The organism is Pedobacter alpinus (genome assembly GCF_042684645.1).
In the GTDB taxonomy this organism is placed as follows: domain Bacteria; phylum Bacteroidota; class Bacteroidia; order Sphingobacteriales; family Sphingobacteriaceae; genus Pseudopedobacter; species Pseudopedobacter alpinus.
This window is the reverse complement of record NZ_JBHULV010000055.1, coordinates 28,957-51,276: the sequence shown is the minus strand read 5'-3', so window position 1 is coordinate 51,276 and position 22,320 is coordinate 28,957. Positions and strand designations below refer to the sequence as shown.

Genomic DNA, 22,320 nt, shown 5'->3' with positions numbered 1-22,320 from the left:
CTTTACCGAAAATCTTAGAAAAAACTTACAAAACAATAGACTTTGCAAGTTTTTTTAAAGTTTATCTATAAAAATTAATTTTTAACTATTCTGCTAGTAATCAATACTTTTCCGTTTTTAGAAACAGAAATTAAATAAACACCTATGTTAACGTTATCTAAGTTTAAATTCAACACGTCTTCACCATCATAAGTTTGTGTTTTTAAAGTACGTCCTACTAAATCAGTAATTTTAATTACATCACCTTTTGTTAAACCTGCTATATTTACATTGCCCTTCGTTGGGTTTGGGTAAACAGATAAACTAATAACTGAACCAAAATTAACAGCTTCAATTTTACTTACAACTTCAGTTCCGTCAATATCAACACTTATCAACTGGTAATAATTAGCTCCAAAAGCTGGAGATTTATCAATAAATCCATAATTGAAAACCCCTACTTTATTGTTTGCGCTTATAGTTGATAAAGTTTCAAAAGAAACCCCATCATTAGAACGTTGTACTAAGTAATGAGACAAGTTAACTTCGGATGTAGTTTTCCAATTTAAAACTGTTGTTTGGTTAACAGCTTTTGCAGTAAATGAGATTAGTGTAACCGGTAAAGTAGTTGTTTTACCAACAATAAAACCTCCTAAAGCATCATTTGCTGCTGTAACACTTGCAGTATTTGTAGTGCTACTTGCTGTACCTGTAAATGAACTATAAGAAGTTGTGTATTGAGAAACACCTAAACCCGCTGGACCTACAAAGTTAGCTCCTTCTAAAGCATCTGGCCAAGCAAATGAAATAGTGGCATCACCTGTACCAGCAGTACGGTTAACATTCCAAACTGCATCAACCATTTCTAATTTTTGAGGTGCAGTTAAAGCAGTTCCGTTAGGTTGGGCATTAGCTGTTGCGCCTTGAAAAGCATTTAGTGTAAAATCAGAACTATTTACCGGAACTAAAGTTACCGGTAAGTAATTTGTTGGAGAACCTATTGGAAACAATTTACTTGCAGATAACCCAGCTATTTTTACTATACCAATTCCTCCAGTTCCTGTATTTGCAGTTGTTACCAAATAAGAATTTGCAGAAACACCATTAAAAGTTGTAGTTGGGGCTACAGTTAATTCATTCCCTTCTGCAATTGTTAATTTAGCAGAAGTTAAGGTGATATTTCCATTAACTGTCGCATTAATATTGGTAGTAACTGCGGCGTTAATGTTTAAATCTCCAACAGCATTAGTTGATGATGCTGGAAATGGAGCTGATGTTGCAGCATTAAAAACATAATTTGTTCCGGCTGTAAAGTTTTTTGTACCAGTAACTAATATATTTCCATCAATACCATTTGTATTTGAAGTTGCTAATGTTGACACATTACTTCCAAATGTTAATGTGACATTACTACCTGTTGCTGTTGCGGGCTGTGATAAATTAATTTGCCCATTTGCTGATGAATAGGAAACAATATTAGTATTTGCTGGAATACCTGAACCAGTAATTGACAAACCCGGCAGAGTAGATAAAGCTAAACCTAATGCAATATTAACTTGATAAGAACCCTCTGTTACGGATGATCCTCCTTGCGAAACAGTTGGAGGCTCAAAATTTACACGAGAAGAAAAACTTGCATCACCATTTATTTGATGGGTATTTAAATTTAAACTACCATAAACATTTACTGCACTTGCTACACTAATATCTTTGTTTAAAACAACATTAGCATGATTTGCAACTATAAAACTAGAAACATTGATGCTTCCGCTTCCACTAATAGATTGTGGCGAATTACCACCCATAATTAATAGGAATGTTCCAGGTGTGGCTCCATTTATATTTCCATTTACTACTAAATTTCCTGTAATTGGTAGCGGAGTACTTGATGATATGCCTACATTTAAATTACAGCCTGCATCAACAGTAAGGTTTTCTATTTTATTTAATGCTGCTGCATCTGTTGTTAAAGTTGCTCCATTTTGAATAAAAACGTTAGCAAATGTTTTTTGATTGGTGATAGAGCCAGTTGTCATGGTTCTACGAACGTAATAATTACTTCCAGGCCTAAAATCCACTATCGAATTAGTTGAACTACTACCAAAAGGAGAATAAATACTCTCACAAATTAAACTTGCCCCAGATTGAAAAACAAATGCAAAATTAACGGAGTTACTAGTTGCAACTCCTACGGTTGAAAAAGGATAGCCAGATGTATTACTATACTCTAAGCTAGCACCTGAAGTAAAAACTATGGAACCAGCAGTTCTGCTCGTCATTCTCGGATTTCCAATAGCAGTTCCTTGAACAATTTTTATGGTCCCATTAATAATTGCAGTAGATGTTGGAAAATCTAAATAAACCGCACCTGAATAGGTTCCTGTTAAATCCTGATTACATATCTGTAATGAAGATGTTGCGTCAACTAATAAACCTGGCTGACCGACAGTGTTATTTGCCAACGTAAGCGTACCTGTACTCGTTAATCTTACCAGAACAACATTAGCTCCATTTTGTATTTTAACTTGAGCAGTAGTTGCTCCATTTACAATAATTGTAGCTACTCCAGTTGTAGGGCTTGTTCCGCCTATATTTGCACCGTCAATTATTAAAACATCTCCTACATTTGCCACTCTAGACGAGCCCAGTCCATCTTGTTGTGTATTCCAGCTACTTCCTGATGTAAGATTACTAGCAGTAGTACCCGCTACCCAATAATATGTTCCTTGAGAAAATCCTGCTGCTGCAAAAGCAAACAGCAAAGTTGTTAGTAATAGTTTTTTCATAATTTCTAATTTTTAATTGGTTTTATAATTTATTTGGTTTTATAACACTTCTGTAATCACTAAATTATCTATCCAAACTTTTGGTTTTTCTGTGCTTTCTTTAGGTTTATATCCTAAAAATAATAGGCCATTTAACTTTGCATTAGTTTCTAATCCTCCGGTTTTAAAATAAGCACCTATCTTATTTCCATTCACCATAATTTGATAAGAATTTGCTGCAATTCCATTTTTTTCTGTTCCGGAATTATTGCTGATAATATCTATATGAAATTCTTGATCTTTAATAAAAGGATGCGTTTTTACCTTTACCCATTTTACCTCTTCACGTACATAAAAGCTTAATTCGTTTGCATCAGTAAGCACCCAACGCAAACCACTAAACAGTTCAGAATTTGTGTCTTTGATACCTGAATTTCCTTGAAAAGCATCCTCTTCACTATTAGAATTTCCGTTAGCAAAAATCCACTGACCTGATTTACTACCGTCAAATTTTAAATCGAAACTCGTTTTAGTGATTGCTTTAAACTCTAAATCGTACATAGAAAGTTTGCTTGTGGTTGTACCAGCAATCACTTCTAAACCTGAGCCTTTAATAAAAGCAGCTCCGTTTTTAACTAAATTAAATTCGCCAGAACCATCAGAAGCAGTGCGTATTCTTACAACTGGTTTCACTGATTTAACCGAACCTAATATTTTAGGTAAAAACTTAGTTGATGAAGCTCCTGGATTTGGTGCAAATGATGCTGGTGTATCTCCAAAATCATAGTTAAATGGAAAAGTTTGCGCCCAAACTGATGTTGAAGCGAGTAAACAAATTGCCAAAAATGTATTCTTTATCATATTATATTTATTTAATTTCTGTTATACTAAAATCATTAAATCTGATGCTCTCGTCTCTTAAATAAGTTGGAGATAATAAGCTTCTATAAATACCCCATTTTGGTCTAGATAATGTAGTCCCGTCTCGCCACATGTCTATTCCATCTTTACTGTAGCTCAACAGTACTTTACTATCCGATAATCTTTTTATGCTTATTTCATACTTACCTGTAAAAGAATAAGTTGCCACCTCTGTAACTTCTACCCATTGATCCAAAAAATCTGAAAGATTAGCGGTTGCTAAATAATTTAACGATGTGTTTTTACCTGTGCCTCCTGTATGAATCACTTCTATTCTATTACCTGAAGTTCTGAATCTTGCTGTGAGTGTAATCAATGGCAAATCATCATCACCATCTAAAGCTTTTAATTGGTGTATGTGGGTAAAATTTGGAGATGGTTTAAAATCTTTATCCAACTTAAATTTCCAAGTATATTTTACTTTCTCGTTTAGAGAAGCTAGGGTAGAATCTGGTGATTGATTATAAGTTTTTATCTCATTCCTTTGTCTGTCTGTTGTTGGTAAGCATCTATCATTATCTGGGGTTACGTGAATAGTAAATACAAATACATGTGTTTTTAAAAATTCATCATAAACTTGGGTAATGTGCGGACCCGCTGCAGCATGTGCACAATCTGGCGTTTCGGTTACATCTCCGGTACCTCCAAAAACTTTATTAATTAATTTATAGGTATCGGTTTTGCCATCTGCAGATAAAATTGAGCCTTTAACTTGATTTGTTGCTGTAGGAATTTCTATACCGGGTACAACAACCGGAACTTGAACAACGTTATCAGATTTTTCTTTACTACAAGAAAAACCTATAAAACTAAGCAGTATAAGGCTTAAAAAATTCATTCTCATAAAACGGTTTATTGGTTTACCAAAATTTGGTTAACCAAATATATACATAAATGTATTGGTTAACCAAATATTTATGTATAATTTTTAATTGGTTACTACAATGTAACTGTACTATAAATTTTTTAGGTGAGTGAATTTTAAAGAAAAGGAGGAAAATATTAAAAGCCTAGTTGCTTAAGAATTTATGAGCTTTAGAAAAGCATTTAATGAAAAAAAGATGGCCTGCAAAGCCATCTTTATATAGAATTTATAAGAAAAATTTTAATCTTGTGATAAAATTAATGCTGTATATGGTGCTATAGAAATTTCTGCACTTTGCTCAAATCCATCACATGCATCACCGTTTGCTTCAACATCATAAGATTGATAGTTGCCAAAATCTTCGTTATAACCTTCCCAATCTGAATTAAATCTTACTTTCCACATGCCAGCATAAGGAAAGCCAATGCGATAAACTGCTTTATCTGTACCCGAAAAATTTAAAACCACTATAGTTGTGTCTTTAGCACCACCTTCTTTCCAACGTTGGTAAGCCAAAATTTTCTCTGTATTATCGGCTCTAATTACCTGCACATTTTGTCCAGTTAAACCAGCAGTAACACCAAAAAGGTTACGGCGTAAACTTATCAGATCTTTGTGTAGATTTTTAAGTCCTTTAAATTCTTTTAATCTGCTCCAATCTATAGGGTCGGTATCAGAGAACCATTTATCTTCTAACAGTTCTTGACCTTGAAAAAGCATTGGGATACCTGGTGCTGTTAAAACCATAGCAACGCCTAAAGAAGCTCGTTTTTTTGAATACCAATTATTAACATCATCAAAAGCTATTTCTTGGGCTACTCTTGCGCTCCCATTTGCAACTTCGTCATGAGATTCGGTGTAAATTACTCTTCTAAAATAATCTCCACTATATTTATGAGTTAAAGCTTCTACTGCGGCATTCATGTCCCTATCTTCATCGTGTTGGGTAGTTAACAAATGCCTAACCGGGTGTACAAAAGCAGCATCCCACTGGCTACCAAAACCTAAACCATCACCTTCTCCAACTTTGTCTGTAATCCAATCAAGTTTATGTAAATCTTCTGCAACAGTTAATTTATGAGGGTATTTTTCGGTAATTTCTTTGTTAATTTTTCTAAGTAAATTTAAACCTCCATCTAAAACTCCGTCTGGATTCTCATCTGCACCAACATTTCTGATATAAGGAATCATATCCATACGTAAGCCATCTACGTGGAAATCTTCTACCCACATTCTTGCATTATCTTGAATATAATTACATACTTCTATTCGTCCAAAATCTGGGCGGGTATCTCCCCAAGGAGTGCTTGAGCGCCAATCGTTATAAAAATAAATTCCACCTTTATCGTTTTCACTCCAGCCATCAAACTGCCATAAATCTAAGTCAGAAGGACCAAAATGGTTATATACCGCATCTAACATAACGGCAATTCCCTTTTTGTGTGCTTGCTTCACCAACTCCTTAAGTGCATCTGGCCCACCATACTCACTTTCAATTGCGAAAGGATAAGATGGATTATATCCCCAAGAAAACCCTCCTGGAAACTCATAAGGCGGCATAATTTCTATAACGTTAATTCCTAAGTCTTTTAAATAATCTAACTTCTCTATTAAAGAATAAAAATCGCCAGGCTTACCTTCTTCTTTCACATTAAAGGTTCCCAAATGCAATTCGTAAATAACTGCTTCGTTCCAATAAGGCATAAAAGACTCATCGCCCTCCCAATCAAATTTATGTTTATCATAAACTACAGAATTACCGTTAGAATTAGTCATTTCCAATGCATAAGGATCATTTTTACTTAATTCTCTTCCGTCTTCAGTTATGATAACAAACTTATATTGTGCGCCAGCTTTTACATGCTCAACATTTACAGCAAAATAGCCATTATCTTCATGTGCTAATTCTAGTTCATTTGGTGTCCAATTATTAAAGTTACCCATAACAAAAACTTGCTTTGCATGCGGGGCCCAAACTCTAAAAAACACCCCTTGTTGATGTAAAATTGCGCCCATTCCGGCTATTTGTATATTATTTTTCATTATATTTTATCATTTTTTAAACGATAAGCTAAATCTCTGCCAAGTTTTAGAAAGTTTTGAGGATTTATAAGAAATTAAAAATCTATGTTTTAAATAACGATTAAAGCTTTAATCCCTGATTACGCAATAGGGATTAAAGCGAAACAGTTTTATAGAAAAAAAGCTATGAGTCACAGAAATTTTCTAATTGAAAGAATAGCTATTTTATTCTAATGTTTAAAAAAAGAGTATAGAGATAGATTTGATTAGAATTTTGTTGCAGCAAATTTCTATCAGGTAATCTGGGTTAATATTTATTTTATAACAAATATTCACGGTCTTTTATTAAAGACATATTAAAAACTAACATTAACAAAAAAATATTATTTGATTGATAGATGTTATCTGAGGAATCAAATAAATACTTAATCTCAAAAATTTGAGAAATAAGAGTTAGATACTGATGACTATATCATCAATTAAGAAATAAATAATTAGCACAATTACTTAACTTCTTTTTTAGGAAAAGCTAAAGATGCTACCACACTAACTGTTAAAATGCCTAAAATAATAAACAAGGAATGAGTGGTTGTAAAACCCCAATCTTTTAACCAATGGTGCGCCAGCATTTTTATTCCTATAAAAACAAGCAATGCTGCTAAACCCGTTTTTAGGTAATGGAATTTGTGAATTACGTTAACCAGTAGGAAAAACATAGACCTTAACCCTAAAATGGCAAATATGTTAGAAAAGAAGACAATATAAGGGTCTTTAGTTACCGCAAATATTGCAGGAATAGAGTCAACCGCAAAAATTACATCTGTAAATTCAATTACAATAAGCACTAAAAAAAGTGGCGTTACATACAGTTTAGCATTTACCCTGTGAAAAAATTTATTGCCCACATACTCTGGGTAAACGGGTAAAAATTTAGAAATAAATTTTACAACCTTATGGTTTTCTGGGTCAATTTCATCATTTCCTTCCTTACTTAAAAACATCATTAAACCACTGTAAATTAAAAACGCACCAAATACGTACAATATCCATCCAAACTGGCTTATAAGCGTTGCACCTAAAAATATGAATAAAAAGCGCATTACAACTGCACCTAAAATACCCCAAAACAACACCCTATGGTAATATTTCTCATTAACACCAAAGGCAGAGAATATTAAAACCATTACAAAAATATTGTCAACAGATAGCGCATATTCTATTACATAACCTGTTATAAACTCAAGGCTTAAATTGTCTGTATAACGATTCAAATTTTCTTGAAAATTGGCAGATGTTACACTTATATTGTGTTGATGGTCTTTTACAACTTGTTCTAAATGTGCTTGATCTTTAATATTGTGTAATTCTTGTCCTTCAGTTTTTAGAAACAAATAAAACCCAATTGCAAAAGAAACCCAAATGGCACTCATTATAGCTGCCTGTTTAAAACTTACAGGCTTGTCTTTTTTATGAAAAACGCCTAAATCTAGGGCTAACATTAACACTATAAATAATGCAAAACTTCCAAAAAATATTAACTCGTGACTCATTTATTTTTTTCTTTCTGTTGTAAACCTTACTAAATTTTCTAAGCCGTTTCTGAATTCAGATTCGGGAAACGTCATTAAAATATCAAATGCTTGTTTTTGATAGGTAAACATTTGTTCTTCGGCATAACTTAGACCGCCGCTTTGTTGCACAAAATCAATAATTGTCTGAATTTTAGTTTCATCATCACCATGATTTTTTACCATGTTTATGATTTTCTTTTTATCAGTTTTTGAAGCTTTATTTAATGCGTAAATTAACGGAAGTGTAACTTTTTTTTCTTTAATATCAATTCCTTTTGGTTTACCTACATCATCTAAGCCAAAATCAAATAAATCATCTTTTATTTGAAAAGCTATGCCAATCTTCTCGCCAAATTTACTCATTAAACCCACAGTTTCTTTATCAGCACCTGCGGATGACGCCCCAGCGGCGCAACAAGAAGCAATAAGAGATGCTGTTTTTTGTCTAATTACTTCATAATAAATTGCTTCACTAATATCCATTCGGCGTACTTTTTCAATTTGTAAAAGTTCACCTTCACTCATTTGTTGTACAGCATCTGATACAATTTTAAGCAAATCAAACTCTTGGTTATCAACAGACAGCTGTAAACCTTTTGAAAGCAAATAATCGCCCACTAAAACAGCAATTTTATTTTTCCACAAAGCATTAACAGAGAAAAAGCCTCTTCGCTCAAAAGAATTATCTACAACATCATCATGTACTAAAGTTGCGGTATGTAAAAGTTCTACCAATGCTGCGCCACGGTAAGTAGATTCTGTAATACCGCCACATAAACCTGCAGAAAAAAACACAAACATGGGACGCATTTGTTTACCCTTTCTTTTTACTATATAGTGGGTAATACGATCAAGTAAAGGGACAGTACTTTGCATTGAAGTTTTAAACTTCTCTTCAAAAGCATCTAACTCTTTTTCTATGGGTTTCTTTATCTCGTCTAGCTTAAGCATTTTAAAACAAACAAGCTTATTAAAATTTGGTTTGCAAACATAATGTAAAAAACCCGATTAAGCCTTATTAATGCATTTCTTATTACGCTTCATTAAAGCTTAAATGATATATTTACCATATAAACTGAAATGATGAACAGATTTTTAACTACCCTATTTATTTTAAGCATCAGTATTACAGCTAGTTTCGGGCAATCGTTAACAAAAACTAAGTCAGATTTTAAACTATTTAACCGCACTAGTATAGGCTATACGTTTGGGTTAAATGAAACTTTTGCCGATAAAAAAGTTAACGCACTTCATATTAAAACAGTTATTGGTTTTACTTTACCCCAAGTAGGTTTTGGTATTGGTTTAGAAACCGGAACGTTTAATACTGTAGGAGCTGGCAGTAATTCAAGGTTTAACACCATTGCTTTTACAGGTAATTTGCACCTTATGGCAAAACCAAATACAGATGAAAGTTTAAATTATTTTGTAAAAGGAGGTGCTGGTTATGCCCCTCGGATATTTAATTCTTACGATAAAGGATTTACTTATGAAGCAGCAACTGGTGTAATTATCACAACAAAAAAGAATAACAAATATTTTATTGAAACTAAATACCATTATCAAGAATTTAGCAGGTTTAACATTAATACAGGAAAGCTAGAAGTTAAATCTTTGGGTTTAGGTATTGGCACTTGGTTTTAATTTGCTCTATATAGTTTATATTTCTATAAGTTTTTAACCTTTTATGTAAATAGCATTGCTTAATTTTTACAAACTCCATTTTTAGGTGTTATGTTTTCTAAAATACTTTACAGCTGCAAATACTAAATACAACCAAGGTAAATTGTGTAAAACCAAATCAAAATAATCTAAGGTTTGCATGCCATTGCCACCTTGGAAAAGCCAATTTAATTTTTGGTATGAGTGTGGAACCGGAGTAAATGGCGCCAAACCGATTGTTAGCGATAATATAATGGCTAATTTAATATGATCAGAAGGCTTAAACTTCATTAAAAAGCGGAAAAATTACTTTCAATAATTCTGCTTTCATAACCACCCCAGATTTTCGCCATTTTTGTTCGCCATTTTTGAATAAAATCAATGTAGGCACACCTTGTACTTGGTAAGCTTGTGCAGCTTGTTGGTTTTTATCAACATCTATTTTTATGATGCTAACTTTGTCTCCTAATTCTTTTTTCAAATCTGCTAAAATTGGCGACATTGTTTTGCATGGCCCGCACCAGGTTGCAAAAAAATCAACTAATACTGGTTTATCTTGATTGATTATTTCTTTAAAGTTTCCCATTAATTTTTATGTGTTTTAAGATTTATGAAAGACATAACCTACAAATTCTTTTTAAAACTATTGATAACCCACCTTACAAAATCCATATTTAAAGCTAAGTAAACTACAATTACTAATAAAACACCTTTAACTTTACCAAAGCGTAAGCCCATTAAAATCAAAAAGCTTAAAGTTATAATATGGCGATAGATGTAGAATTTTGTGGGTTTCAAGTTTGTAGTTAAAAAAATCTTTGTTAAAAAATTAAATAGCAGGCTCCTGCTGACTTAAACAATGAAAACTACCCAAACCCCAAATAATATCAGTTGAGTCTATTCCAACAGTTTCTCTATCTGGAAAACATTTAGCAATAATATCTAAAGCAATAACATCTTTACTGCAACGATAAGTTGGCACAATTACATGAGCATTACTAATGTAAAAATTAGCATAAGATGCAGGCAAACGGGTATCTTCAAAAATTACTGCATCTGGCATTGGTAATTCAATAATATTTAATGCTTCGCCATTTAGCAATCTCATTTCTCTTAATTCTTGAAGATTGGTTTGCAATAACTCGTAATTTTCGTCTTCAGGATTTTCTTCAACAACTGTAAGCACAGTGTTTGCGTTTACAAACCGCACTGTATCATCAATATGCCCATCTGTATCATCCCCAACAATACCATCACTTACCCACAAAACTTGTTGTTGCCCGTAATAATCTTTTAGGTATTGTTCTATTTGTTGTTGGTTTAAATGCGGATTTCTATTCTTATTTAACAAACAACTTTTAGAAGTTAAAATAGTTCCGGCCCCGTTAAATTCTACAGAACCACCTTCCATAATAATGTCAGGATAAAAAACAGGAATATTAAAATAAGCGCCAATTTTTGTCGGAATCACATCATCCAAATCAAAGGGAGGATATTTACCGCCCCATGCATTGAAATTCCAATCTACAATTACTTTAGATTGTTCCGTATTAGGGTTAATCAAAAAAGCAGGTCCGTGATCGCGACACCAAGCATCGTTACTAGTGTTAAAGTAAAACTCTATTTTAGACAAATCTGCTCCGGCAGCTTCAATATGCTTTAAAGCAAAATCCTTCATATCTTGGTTTCGCACATTTATGCGTACCTTTTCAGAGAGCGATAAATACTTTATAAATTCTGCATAACGAGGATAAATACTTTCAATTTTACCCGGCCAGCTTTCTTCCTTGTGTGGCCAAGTTAACCAAGTAGCTTCATGTTTTGCCCATTCGGGTGGGAAAGAGTAGCCTTTTAGTTGTACTAATTTGTCAATAGTTAATGGTCGATTGTCCATAGGTTAAAGCGTGTTTTTAAGTGCTGTTATTTTTTTGATAAGATCTCTATTTGGTTATAAAGAGACTTAAATAAATCTTTATCAATATAATTTCTCCTCCTAGCTAAAAAAAGACAAGAAACTACCTCGATACCTGATCTTAAAGAATAATTTAGAAAATTTTTAAAAGTTGCATTAGATTGTCCTGTAGAACCTTCGGCAATATTTAAAACGATTGAGTCTGATGCTCTTCTTCTTTGTGGAGATAAAACAAACTGTTCATCCTTGGGAAAATGTTGCTTGGTTAACAAATGAATTTTATCATTTAAATCCATCGCATCATGCCAAACATTAAGGCTTTCAAATTTAAAAGGCATATATTGATTTATTTTAATCGTTGTATATTAAAAATTCACTCAATTATATTCAAAAGTAAATTAGCTAGCTTTTTAACCAACCCAGACTATGGGCTATCGACCATTAACTATTGACCAATTCCCTAATGAACTAATTTAATCCTCATCAATAAATCTCTTAGTAATTTGGCTGTAAGAATCAATTCTACGGTCTCTTAAGAAAGGCCAGTGAATGCGGTAGCTATCCGATTTCCCTAAATCAATCTCTTGCACATGTACCTCTTCATCATTAACAGAACCTTTGTATAATAATTTACCGAAAGGATTTGATATAAAAGAACCTCCCCAAAATTTAACACCAGCCTCTTCTCCAACTCTATTTACACCAACAACATGAACTCCATTAGCAATAGCATGTGAACTTTGTATAGTTTGCCAAGCATTGTGTTGCTCTTCATTTGTTTCTTGGTCTTGAGAAGTTGCCCAGCCAATTGCTGTTGGATAAAAAAGAATTTCGGCACCCATTAATGTAGTTAATCTGGCAGCTTCTGGGTACCATTGGTCCCAGCAAATAAGCACTCCAATTTTAGCAAATTTTGTATTAAAAACTTTATAGCCTAAATCTCCAGGGGTAAAATAAAACTTCTCGTAAAAACCAGGATCATCAGGAATATGCATTTTACGATATTTACCTAAATAACTACCATCAGCATCTAAAACTGCGGTGGTATTATGGTATAATCCTTCGGTTCTCTTTTCAAATAACGAAGCAATAATTACAACCCCTAACTCACCAGCAACTTGTTGCAAAACATCTGTAGATGGTCCAGGAATTGATTCTGCCAAAGCAAAATTATCGTAATCCTCCACATCGCAAAAATATAAAGAGGTAAAAAGCTCTTGCAAGCATATAATTTGAGCACCTTTTGCGGCAGCTTCCTTAATTCTAATAATGGCTTTCTGCAAATTATCTTCCTTATTTGCATTACAGGTCATTTGTACCAAACCTAGCTTTACGTTTTTCATTTTGCTATAAATGTTAAAATTTAGGCGAAAATAAGAAATTGAAATAGAAATTAAGTAGTGTTTTATTTATCCAAAAGCAGATTTTACTTAAAAAGTATATGAATTTATGTTTAAAACTTACTCCAAAGATTTATCTATAGCTTTTCTAATCCATAAAGGATTTGCCATTGAACCACCTTTACTTTGAAAAGCAATTTTACCAGTAGTATCAACCACAATATTTGTTGGGTACCCATTAACACCATAATCATCTGCAATATATCTTCCTCCGGTAACTAAATGGAAATTATAAGGGTTGTTCTTAATAAACTCCTTTACATCCACCCATTCGTCCAAACCTACTGCAACAAAAACAACTTTTTCATTATTCTTATATTCGGCTACTATTTCATTAAACTCGGGTATTTCTGCTTTGCAAGGCGGACAATTGATAAACCAAAAATTTAACACCAAAACCTTCCCAATTAAATCTTCTTTTTTAAATTTTACGTTTTCTGTATCTCTAAAAGAAAAATATTTAAAGTCGTCTCCTTCTTTAAAAACACCGCTATCCATTGGCTTTGGTAATCTTTCTCTCCTACTTTCAATTTCTTGTAAAGAGAGTTCGTAAATTAAAAATATTGGTGCAGCAGGATTTTTGCCATCCAATAATTTGAAACTGTATTTTCCGGTAGCAGATAATTTTTTCCAAACTGCATAAGGATACTCTACACCATCAACACTTCTTACTTGCGCATTTTGGTCTAATTTAAAAGTCTGTTTAGCTTTACCAGCTGGGGTTTGTGCTATAAAATTAAATTGCTTGTTAAGCCTAATAAAATGGCTAAAATTGATTTTAGTAGTAAATTTTTCATAGGAATTAATTTTTGTTTAAAATTAAAATAACTATCCGTAAGAAAAAGAAAATACGTTGTTAAATGAGAAATTATTCAACAATCGAAAATTTATATTTGGAAATATCATTAACCCTGCTAAATTTGGGAGATTAGGGACAAACCTAATTGAACCAATTTTAACTTTATAAACATGTATGGAATTTTTACAAACTAATTTAATTTATTTTATTCCCCTTTTAGGTATTATAGGCCTATTAGTAATGGCTTCGAAATCTATTTGGGTAAGCAAACAAGATGCTGGAGATGCTAAAATGACAGAGCTTGCAGGTTATATTGCTGATGGTGCAATGGCATTTTTAAAAGCTGAGTGGAAAGTTTTGAGCATTTTTGTGCTTTTTGGAGCTGCGTTATTAGCTTATTCTGGCACCATACATGAAATTAATGGTAAAGAAATTCACTCTAGCTGGATAATTTCTATTGCCTTTGTAATTGGTGCTGTATTTTCTGCATTAGCGGGATATATTGGAATGAGAGCCGCCACAAAAGCAAACGTACGTACTACGCAAGCTGCTCGGACAAGTTTAAAACAAGCACTTAAAGTCTCTTTTACAGGCGGAACCGTAATGGGTTTAGGTGTTGCTGGTTTAGCAATTTTAGGCTTAGGTGGTTTATTCATTGCGTTTTTAGCTTATTTTTCTGATTTAGGTGATGATGGCGTTAAAACAGCAATTGAAGTTTTAACTGGCTTCTCTTTAGGAGCAGAATCTATCGCTTTATTTGCAAGAGTTGGTGGTGGTATTTATACCAAAGCGGCTGATGTTGGGGCTGATTTAGTGGGTAAAGTGGAGGCTGGAATACCAGAAGATGATGTTAGAAACCCAGCTACTATTGCCGATAATGTTGGTGACAATGTGGGTGATGTTGCAGGTATGGGTGCCGATTTATTTGGTTCTTACGTAGCTACCATTTTAGCCACTATGGTTTTAGGGCAAGAAATTGTGGTTACTGATAATTTTGGCGGCATGTCTCCTATCCTTTTACCAATGGTAATTTGTGGTTTAGGTATTCTATTTTCTATTGTAGGAACTTGGTTTGTAACTATTAAAGACGAAAAATCTAATGTACAAACAGCCCTTAATTTAGGAAACTGGTCTTCTATTGCAATTACAGCTTTAGCTTCTTTCTTCATAGTAAAATGGATGTTGCCAGAAAACTTGAGCTTACGTGGTTACGATTTTACAAGCATGGATGTTTTTTATGCCATTATTGTTGGATTAGTAGTTGGTACCGTGATGAGCGTAGTGACAGAATATTATACCGCAATGGGTAAACAACCTGTAGATTCTATTGTGCAACAATCATCAACTGGGCATGCTACCAATATTATTGCTGGTTTATCTGTAGGGATGAAATCTACAGTTATCCCAATTTTAACTTTGGCTGGTGGTATAATGGCATCTTACCATTTTGCAGGTTTATATGGCGTTGCAATTGCTGCAGCTGGGATGATGGCGACAACAGCTATGCAATTAGCAATTGATGCTTTTGGCCCAATTGCTGATAACGCTGGTGGAATTGCAGAAATGAGTCAGTTACCCCCAGAAGTACGCGAACGAACAGATAATTTAGATGCGGTTGGTAATACTACCGCTGCAACAGGTAAAGGTTTTGCAATTGCTTCTGCCGCTTTAACATCATTAGCATTATTTGCTGCATTTGTAGGCATTGCAAGTATTGATGCTATTGACATTTACAAAGCTCCAGTTTTAGCTGGTTTATTTGTGGGAGGGATGATTCCTTTCATATTTTCTGCTTTATGTATTCAGGCTGTAGGCAAAGCCGCTATGGAAATGGTAAACGAAGTTCGTCGTCAGTTTAGAGAAATTCCTGGAATTATGGAATACAAAGCTAAACCAGAGTACGAAAAATGTGTGGCTATTTCTACCAAAGCATCTATTAGGGAAATGATGTTACCTGGTGCAATTGCATTAATAACTCCGGTAGTAGTTGGTTTTATATTTGGTGCCGAGGTTTTAGGTGGTTTATTAGCTGGAGTTACCGTATCTGGAGTGTTGATGGGGATTTTCCAATCTAACGCTGGTGGTGCTTGGGATAATGCTAAAAAATCTTTTGAAAAAGGGGTGTTAATTAATGGTACAATGACCTACAAGGGTTCTGAAGCTCATAAAGCTTCTGTAACTGGTGATACCGTTGGAGATCCTTTTAAAGACACCTCTGGTCCATCAATGAATATTTTAATCAAGTTGATGTCTATTGTTTCTTTGGTTATAGCGCCTTATTTAGCACAACCAGTTTCTGCAAATATTTCAGAAAATCATCAACATGAAACCACTATGATGATGCACCACTGCAAAGCAGGAGAAAACTGTAAAATGATGACCAACAATTCATCTGCTGGCAGCAAAAAAGAATGCGAAATGTGTGCTAAAGACGAAGAGTGTACTCATTCCCAAGAAACGTGTACCATGACAAATTGCAAACATGCAACAAAAATTACAGCAAGTAATGTTAAAGCTGATATGAGTTGTTGTGAAAAACCTGGCTTAAAAGACAGGTTTAAATAATAGAAAGATTAAAATATTATATTTCAAGACCACTTCTTTTAAAAAGAAGTGGTCTTTTTTGCTTAATTAAACTTAGATGCCACAACCGCAGTCTTTTTAGTTTTCTTAACCGTTCCATCCAAATCTAAAATCTCAAAATAGAATAAGTAAATTCCGGTTTTAACTTTTGATCCGGTTTCATCCAATCCATCCCAAATCCATTGCCCTTCGGTATTTAACGTTTCGTTTCTAATTAACTTTTTAACCATACGCCCTTGGTCGCTGTAAATGGTGACATTTGCCACTTTGCTTGGTACAGGAAATTTATACTGAATGCGTAAAATATCTTCAAAGCCGTCATTATCTGGCGAAAAAGTAGGCGAAGGAATAGAGATTTCTGAAGCTGAATTCACAATATCTTCTAAAAATTGAGAATTTTTATCAGCAGGTGTTGCGAAGCCAGAAGCCGAAGTTGCCGAGCGGAAATTACCAGTTGCGTTAGTTGCTTCGGTAAAACTGCTACGCTCTAAAGAAACTCCTTCAACATCCTTTAATAACGCAAAGTGCATGTTTCTATTATAATCTAACTGATCTAAACGAGTGTCACCTTTTAAAATCACCACTTTCCCTTTATCATCTGCATAACTAGGCATTGTAGCTACTCTAATAAAGTTGTTTGGGTTTGATGTAAGGTATTGAGATTTTACAGTATCCGGATTTGATGTAATTACCCAATAGGTTTTAGGCTGAAAAAGTATGGTACTTGGGGTTAATTCTCTGATACTAACAACAGAATCTTTTGTAGAGAAAATTGTCGCTATTTTTAAATCCTTAAAATCTAAAATTTTATCAGATTTATTGTAAACCTCTACAAAATCCACTCCTCCAGTTTTTGGGTTAAAAAGCACTTCATTAATAATTACATCACCTATTTCCATTAAACCCGGATAAACAAAACTTAAAGTTTGTGTAGTTAAAGTATTGCCGCCACAATCTGTTAATCCGCTAACGGTAATGTTATAAGTTTGTGCTCTGTTTAGTTTCTGAGTATATTTTAATTCAATAGTTGAAAAAGTTGGTGCTAAAGGATAAACAATAGTTGGGCTACCAACACCATTATTAACACTGTAATGAGATGGTAAAGAAGCTTGCAAACTATCTAAACCTCTGTTAAAAACTAAACTCAACGTAACACTATCTTTTAAAGAAACGCTTAAAAGGTTTAATGGCTCGGTTGTTCTATTGCTTAAATAAATAGAATTTTGCTTACCTGGTGTTCCACCTGTTACATCTTTACTTGCCAAATAATTTTGAGATTGTTTACAGGTAGATAAAGGGTCTATCAGTTCTAACGTGTAACCACCTTGTCTTTTTACCGCATCACCATACCAAGCATCGCTATAATTTACTTGGGAAATGGTTGCTCCGTTCTGATTGACCAGTTTAATTACATCGCTTGCGTTATTTAAAGTTGGCCAAGCATTTAAACCTATTACTTTCCCATAACTTTTAAAGTTTGCGGTATCGGCAATAGCGCATAAAATAATATATTGGTTAGCTTTAATACTATCACCAGTAAACGTAAATGTTGTGGTTGGGTCGCTATATTTAAAGCCTAAAAGCGCAATATCTTCTGTACTTCTGTTCCAAAGCTCAATAAACTCAACGGTAGGTAAATCTATTTGCGGACTTGGGTCTGGAAAAATCTCGTTTATCACAATGTCATTAAACACCGCTGTATAAGGCTTTCTATAAGTAAAAGTTTTGCTTTGGCTTGTAGCTGTATTCCCTTTCAAATCTTTAATACTATTTACTGTTGCTGTATAATTTCCAGTATTTAATTCGTTAGCTAAATTTAAAGTAACCACAGCGCCGTTTACCGTTACACTTGTAGGCACAATGTTTCCCGGGGTAATATTATAGTGGCTAGTTATTGCAGCATCTGTTGGATTGACAGCTTCATTAAAGTTTAACAAAATAGCTGTCCCGTTACTTGTACTGGTAGAATTTAGTAATGGCGCAGTTACATCTGGAACAAGTTCTGTAATTGAGAAATCATCGTAAATATGCATGCCAGATCGAGTACTTGTATAAACAGATTTAATACCAAAATAATTACTACTCACAAAAGTATTATCAGTTATTGTACCCTCAGAAACATAATTTGTTCCACCCGTAATATCAGTTTTCAACTCCCACAAACCAGAAGAAGTTCTTGTAACTTGCACTCTTGCTTTAATTTCTGTAGTACCTCTCGTTTTATCGGGTCCATCAATAATTTTAGTAATGGTGGTACCGGCTTGTTTATAAAGATCATACGAATCTAACGCTCCACTTTCTCCAACCTGTAAAAAATAACCATTTAAAGAGCCATTTAAATCACCTTGGTCAGACACTAAATAAATTCTAGTATAATTTGATGCAGATGGGTCAAAATTCATTTGCAAGAAGAACTCCCATTTTGCATTTATAGCTAAATTGGAAGCGGTATAAAGGTTTACGGTTTGCGCAACACCTGTTGCAGTTGTTTGCAATTGATTGCCAGAATTAATCAAATATCCGTTTACATTGCCCTGCCAAACAGGATTTTGGGTGAAATTTCCATCACTAAAATTGTCATTAACCTGACAAAAAACAACATTTGAAATAAATAGACTAAAAAACAGTAAAAACTTTCCCATATTTGCGACCATAAATTTATCGACAAGATATTAATAATAAATTATTTAAACATTAAATTTAAAACATGAAAGTTGCAGTTGTAGGCGCAACCGGCCTTGTAGGTACGGTAATGTTAAAAGTTTTAGCAGAGCGCAATTTCCCAGTTACAGAATTAATTCCCGTTGCATCAGCAAAAAGTAAGGGTAAAGAAATTGATTTTAAGGGAAAGAAGTACAAGGTTGTAACTGTTGAAGAAGCTATTGCAATGCGTCCAGATGTAGCTTTATTTTCTGCTGGAGGCGATACATCTAAAGAACAAGCTCCAAAATTTGCAGCAGTAGGAACTACAGTAATTGATAATTCTTCTGCTTGGAGAATGGATCCTACTAAAAAATTAGTAGTACCAGAAGTTAATGCCGATGCTTTAACAGCTGATGATAAAATTATTGCAAACCCAAATTGCAGCACTATACAAATGGTAGTAGCTTTAAAACCTTTGCATGACGAATATAAAATTAAACGTGTTGTAGTTTCTACTTATCAATCTGTAACTGGTACTGGCGTTAAAGCGGTAGATCAGTTAATGAATGAGCGTAAAGGAATTACTGACGGCCCAATGGCTTATGCTTATCCAATAGATTTAAATGTGATTCCTCAAATTGATGTTTTCTTAGAAAACGGTTACACTAAAGAGGAAATGAAAATGATTTTGGAGACCAAAAAAATTATGGGCGACGATAGTATTGCAGTTACTGCTACTACAGTTCGTATCCCGGTAATGGGTGGTCACTCAGAATCTTTAAATATAGAATTTGAAATAGATTTCGACTTAATAAAAGTGCGTCAATTATTGGCAGCAACTAGCGGAGTAATTGTAGTTGATGACCCTGCAAACGCAAAATACCCAATGCCAATGGATGCTCACGAAAAAGACGAAGTTTTTGTTGGTCGTATCCGCAGAGATGAGTCGCAGGCAAATACATTAAATATGTGGTGTGTTGCTGATAACTTACGTAAAGGTGCAGCTACTAATGCTGTTCAAATTGCAGAGTATTTAGTGGGTAAAGGTTTGATAGGGTAATAGAATTTGGGCGTTTTGACGGGCTTTCCGCTGTAGTCCCGATGAAAAATCGGGAGGTGTCGCTACTATCCCTATCGCAAAAATATATTAAACACAAAAAGCTTTCTGGAAACAGGAAGCTTTTTTTATGTTGTGATGTTATTAAGAGTCTGGAGACTCAATTTCATTTGTTAATCCGAAGAGACGCTTCGCTTAACTCTCCGGACAGTTGGAAAATAAAGTGGATTTGCAATCCACAGCTGCAACACTTTCTTTTTACTAAGGTGGATTAATAAATCCATATCATTACAAGTTCGAGATGCGCTATGCTAACATCACGAACAGCTTGATTCAATTCCAAACCCAAATTGTATTAAAAAAAAGCTTTCTGGAAACAGGAAGCTTTTTTTTGTGGTGTGGTTTTATTAAGAGTCTGGAGACTCTTTTTCATTTATAAATCCGAAGAGACCCAAACTGTCCGGAGAGTTAAGCGAAGCGTCTCTTCGGATTAATCCATATACGGGAGTTTCCAAACTCCCGTATAAAAGCTAAATTAGCTTAACAAAAAAGCTAACATGTCAGAAAGAGGCTACACCATCAAAAACCAAAACGCTATTCATTTTATAACCTTTGCCATTGTACAATGGATAGATGTATTTACAAGGAAAGAATATGCCGATATACTAATTGAAAGCTTAAAATACTGTCAAACTAATAAAGGATTAAAAATTCATGCTTGGTGCATCATGTCAAACCATGTTCATTTAATAATTTCTGTTCAGGCTCCCAATAAATTATCAGACGTTTTAAGAGACCTAAAAAAATTCACTTCAAATAATATTACAAAAGCAATTTTAGAAAATCCGCATGAAAGTAGAAAAAGTTGGATGTTATGGATTTTTAGAAGAGCTGGCGAAAAGAACTATAAAAATAAAGAATTGCAGTTTTGGCAGCAAGATAATCACCCAATAGAATGTGATACTAATGAAATAACTGAAACGAGATTAAATTATATCCATGAAAATCCAGTAAGGGCTAGAGTTGTTTGGCAATCGCATGAATATGTTTACTCCTCAGCAATTAATTATTGTACAGATGGTAAAGGTTTGTTGGAAATTGAATTTATTTAGAGTCTGGAGACTCAATTTCATTTGCTAATCCGAAGAGACGCTGCTCTTAACTCTCCGGACAGTAGCGGTCTCTTCGGATTTACAGCATATATGGGAGTTTCCAAACTCCAAAATAAAAGCTAAATTAGCTAAACAAAAAGCTAAAATGTCAGACAGAGACTATTCTATCAAAAATCAACACGCTATTCAATAATCCCAGTGGAAGAGAATTTCTAATTGAGAATACTAAGTTTAAATGACTGTTAAAAATATACAAAATGAATTACAAAATATCCTTCAAGGAAAGGGCTCAGTTAGCAACGGAGAACCTATCCAAGCAATTGCCAGTTACCTTAGAGAAAGCCAAAAAACAAGTTCGATGGCTAAAGGAGACAAGCAATACAAATCAGAAGAAACAAAGGAATTAATTAAATACATCAATCAAAATCAACTTTGGAATTGCGATGTTGATTTCAGTTCTTTCTTATCAGCCGGGGCAGAACAAAGAGTTTACATCCAAAACAATAAAAAAGTATTCAAACTAAATGATGCTATCTATTATTTAACATGGTAAGATTATTTAGAGAACCTATTATTAAATAATTATTTCTTCCCCGATACAGCATATCATCTTATTGGATTTTACAAATCAGATTTAAACATTATTTATGCGCTGGTTGAGCAAAATTATGTATCAGCAGACCAAGTTACAGACTTGGCAAGTGTTAAATATTTCTTGTTAAACAATGGGTTTGAAAACACAAAAAATCACGATTATTACCATCCTCAATTGGGAATTATTTTAGAAGATTTGCATGACGAAAATGTATTAACAGCTAATCAAATTCTATATTTTATTGATACTGTCTTTTACATCAAACCAGAAATATTCTGGAATTGAAAGGTTAGTTGAAATCTATTTTTAAAATTCTATTCGTATCACTATCATATATTATGGTATCCTCTTGTATAATTATTTATAATTGACCCCGTTCCTAGTGCAAGTCTTTGTGAAATAGTCCTGTGCCAAAGCCTGACTTGTGCTTAAAT

Annotated in this window: 18 protein-coding genes and 1 pseudogene; 5 read left to right on the top strand and 14 right to left on the bottom strand. The window is 33.8% G+C overall.

Annotation, left to right across the window (positions count from 1 at the left end):
* Positions 1-74: 74 nt before the first annotated feature.
* The 6 genes from ACFSSE_RS17330 to ACFSSE_RS17305 all read right to left on the bottom strand — a co-directional run bounded on the left by ACFSSE_RS17330 (position 75) and on the right by ACFSSE_RS17305 (position 9,074).
* Complete coding sequence (locus tag ACFSSE_RS17330; RefSeq protein WP_379044198.1) at positions 75-2,765, bottom strand: beta strand repeat-containing protein; 2,691 nt, start codon at positions 2,763-2,765, stop codon at positions 75-77.
* Between the two features lie 39 nt (positions 2,766-2,804).
* Entirely contained in the window at positions 2,805-3,605 is an 801-nt protein-coding gene (locus ACFSSE_RS17325; protein ID WP_379044195.1) for a hypothetical protein, read from the bottom strand.
* Positions 3,606-3,612: 7 nt separating this feature from the next.
* Positions 3,613-4,503: a hypothetical protein gene (locus tag ACFSSE_RS17320; RefSeq protein ID WP_379044192.1), complete on the bottom strand. Its 891-nt coding sequence runs from the start codon at positions 4,501-4,503 to the stop codon at positions 3,613-3,615.
* A 267-nt stretch (positions 4,504-4,770) separates the two neighbouring features.
* Complete coding sequence (locus ACFSSE_RS17315; protein WP_379044189.1) at positions 4,771-6,573, bottom strand: alpha-amylase family glycosyl hydrolase; 1,803 nt, start codon at positions 6,571-6,573, stop codon at positions 4,771-4,773.
* 482 nt (positions 6,574-7,055) lie between these two features.
* Positions 7,056-8,102: a TerC family protein gene (locus ACFSSE_RS17310; RefSeq protein WP_379044186.1), complete on the bottom strand. Its 1,047-nt coding sequence runs from the start codon at positions 8,100-8,102 to the stop codon at positions 7,056-7,058.
* Positions 8,103-9,074, bottom strand: coding sequence for a polyprenyl synthetase family protein (locus tag ACFSSE_RS17305; protein WP_379044183.1), 972 nt, complete (start codon positions 9,072-9,074; stop codon positions 8,103-8,105).
* Positions 9,075-9,203: 129 nt separating this feature from the next.
* Between ACFSSE_RS17305 and ACFSSE_RS17300 the strand changes: the two genes are divergently transcribed.
* Entirely contained in the window at positions 9,204-9,767 is a 564-nt protein-coding gene (locus tag ACFSSE_RS17300; protein ID WP_379044180.1) for a hypothetical protein, read from the top strand.
* A gap of 81 nt (positions 9,768-9,848) precedes the next feature.
* Here the strand turns inward: ACFSSE_RS17300 and ACFSSE_RS17295 are convergent, their stop codons facing one another.
* From ACFSSE_RS17295 to ACFSSE_RS17265, 7 genes are all read right to left on the bottom strand, one after another.
* Entirely contained in the window at positions 9,849-10,076 is a 228-nt protein-coding gene (locus ACFSSE_RS17295) for a hypothetical protein (protein ID WP_379044177.1), read from the bottom strand.
* Entirely contained in the window at positions 10,066-10,371 is a 306-nt protein-coding gene (trxA, locus tag ACFSSE_RS17290; protein WP_379044174.1) for a thioredoxin, read from the bottom strand. The genes ACFSSE_RS17295 and trxA overlap by 11 nt, the downstream gene beginning before the upstream one ends.
* A gap of 38 nt (positions 10,372-10,409) precedes the next feature.
* Positions 10,410-10,583, bottom strand: coding sequence for a hypothetical protein (locus ACFSSE_RS17285; protein ID WP_379044171.1), 174 nt, complete (start codon positions 10,581-10,583; stop codon positions 10,410-10,412).
* 31 nt (positions 10,584-10,614) lie between these two features.
* Positions 10,615-11,679, bottom strand: coding sequence for an agmatine deiminase family protein (locus ACFSSE_RS17280; protein WP_379044168.1), 1,065 nt, complete (start codon positions 11,677-11,679; stop codon positions 10,615-10,617).
* Between the two features lie 26 nt (positions 11,680-11,705).
* On the bottom strand, positions 11,706-12,035 hold the full coding sequence (locus ACFSSE_RS17275; RefSeq protein ID WP_379044165.1) for a four helix bundle protein: 330 nt from the start codon (positions 12,033-12,035) through the stop codon (positions 11,706-11,708).
* 135 nt (positions 12,036-12,170) lie between these two features.
* Complete coding sequence (locus ACFSSE_RS17270) at positions 12,171-13,040, bottom strand: carbon-nitrogen hydrolase (protein ID WP_379044162.1); 870 nt, start codon at positions 13,038-13,040, stop codon at positions 12,171-12,173.
* 117 nt (positions 13,041-13,157) lie between these two features.
* Positions 13,158-13,688, bottom strand: a complete 531-nt coding sequence (locus ACFSSE_RS17265) for a TlpA family protein disulfide reductase (protein ID WP_379044159.1) — start codon at positions 13,686-13,688, stop codon at positions 13,158-13,160.
* Between the two features lie 382 nt (positions 13,689-14,070).
* On the opposite strand from ACFSSE_RS17265, the gene ACFSSE_RS17260 reads away from it, so the two are divergent.
* Positions 14,071-16,461: a sodium-translocating pyrophosphatase gene (locus ACFSSE_RS17260; RefSeq protein WP_379044156.1), complete on the top strand. Its 2,391-nt coding sequence runs from the start codon at positions 14,071-14,073 to the stop codon at positions 16,459-16,461.
* Between the two features lie 62 nt (positions 16,462-16,523).
* Here ACFSSE_RS17260 and ACFSSE_RS17255 read toward each other — a convergent pair whose 3' ends face one another.
* Positions 16,524-19,121, bottom strand: a complete 2,598-nt coding sequence (locus tag ACFSSE_RS17255) for a lamin tail domain-containing protein (protein ID WP_379044153.1) — start codon at positions 19,119-19,121, stop codon at positions 16,524-16,526.
* A 65-nt stretch (positions 19,122-19,186) separates the two neighbouring features.
* On the opposite strand from ACFSSE_RS17255, the gene ACFSSE_RS17250 reads away from it, so the two are divergent.
* From ACFSSE_RS17250 to ACFSSE_RS17240, 3 genes and pseudogenes are all read left to right on the top strand, one after another.
* Positions 19,187-20,182 carry an aspartate-semialdehyde dehydrogenase gene (locus ACFSSE_RS17250; RefSeq protein WP_379044150.1) on the top strand — a complete coding sequence of 332 codons (996 nt, stop codon included), beginning with the start codon at positions 19,187-19,189 and terminating at the stop codon, positions 20,180-20,182.
* A 554-nt stretch (positions 20,183-20,736) separates the two neighbouring features.
* Entirely contained in the window at positions 20,737-21,291 is a 555-nt protein-coding gene (locus tag ACFSSE_RS17245) for an REP-associated tyrosine transposase (RefSeq protein WP_379044147.1), read from the top strand.
* Positions 21,292-21,526: 235 nt separating this feature from the next.
* Positions 21,527-22,171, top strand: a pseudogene (locus ACFSSE_RS17240) (putative polyvalent protein kinase domain-containing protein).
* Positions 22,172-22,320: the final 149 nt, after the last annotated feature.

Coding starts and splice junctions, on each gene's coding strand:
- ACFSSE_RS17255 (WP_379044153.1), bottom strand. CDS start 19,121: ATGGGAAAGTTTTTACTGTTTTTTAGTCTATTTATTTCAAATGTTGTT.
- ACFSSE_RS17305 (WP_379044183.1), bottom strand. CDS start 9,074: ATGCTTAAGCTAGACGAGATAAAGAAACCCATAGAAAAAGAGTTAGAT.
- ACFSSE_RS17245 (WP_379044147.1), top strand. CDS start 20,737: ATGTCAGAAAGAGGCTACACCATCAAAAACCAAAACGCTATTCATTTT.
- ACFSSE_RS17295 (WP_379044177.1), bottom strand. CDS start 10,076: ATGAAGTTTAAGCCTTCTGATCATATTAAATTAGCCATTATATTATCG.
- ACFSSE_RS17250 (WP_379044150.1), top strand. CDS start 19,187: ATGAAAGTTGCAGTTGTAGGCGCAACCGGCCTTGTAGGTACGGTAATG.
- ACFSSE_RS17330 (WP_379044198.1), bottom strand. CDS start 2,765: ATGAAAAAACTATTACTAACAACTTTGCTGTTTGCTTTTGCAGCAGCA.
- ACFSSE_RS17315 (WP_379044189.1), bottom strand. CDS start 6,573: ATGAAAAATAATATACAAATAGCCGGAATGGGCGCAATTTTACATCAA.
- ACFSSE_RS17280 (WP_379044168.1), bottom strand. CDS start 11,679: ATGGACAATCGACCATTAACTATTGACAAATTAGTACAACTAAAAGGC.
- ACFSSE_RS17275 (WP_379044165.1), bottom strand. CDS start 12,035: ATGCCTTTTAAATTTGAAAGCCTTAATGTTTGGCATGATGCGATGGAT.
- ACFSSE_RS17260 (WP_379044156.1), top strand. CDS start 14,071: ATGGAATTTTTACAAACTAATTTAATTTATTTTATTCCCCTTTTAGGT.
- ACFSSE_RS17270 (WP_379044162.1), bottom strand. CDS start 13,040: ATGAAAAACGTAAAGCTAGGTTTGGTACAAATGACCTGTAATGCAAAT.
- ACFSSE_RS17300 (WP_379044180.1), top strand. CDS start 9,204: ATGATGAACAGATTTTTAACTACCCTATTTATTTTAAGCATCAGTATT.
- ACFSSE_RS17325 (WP_379044195.1), bottom strand. CDS start 3,605: ATGATAAAGAATACATTTTTGGCAATTTGTTTACTCGCTTCAACATCA.
- trxA (WP_379044174.1), bottom strand. CDS start 10,371: ATGGGAAACTTTAAAGAAATAATCAATCAAGATAAACCAGTATTAGTT.
- ACFSSE_RS17320 (WP_379044192.1), bottom strand. CDS start 4,503: ATGAATTTTTTAAGCCTTATACTGCTTAGTTTTATAGGTTTTTCTTGT.
- ACFSSE_RS17310 (WP_379044186.1), bottom strand. CDS start 8,102: ATGAGTCACGAGTTAATATTTTTTGGAAGTTTTGCATTATTTATAGTG.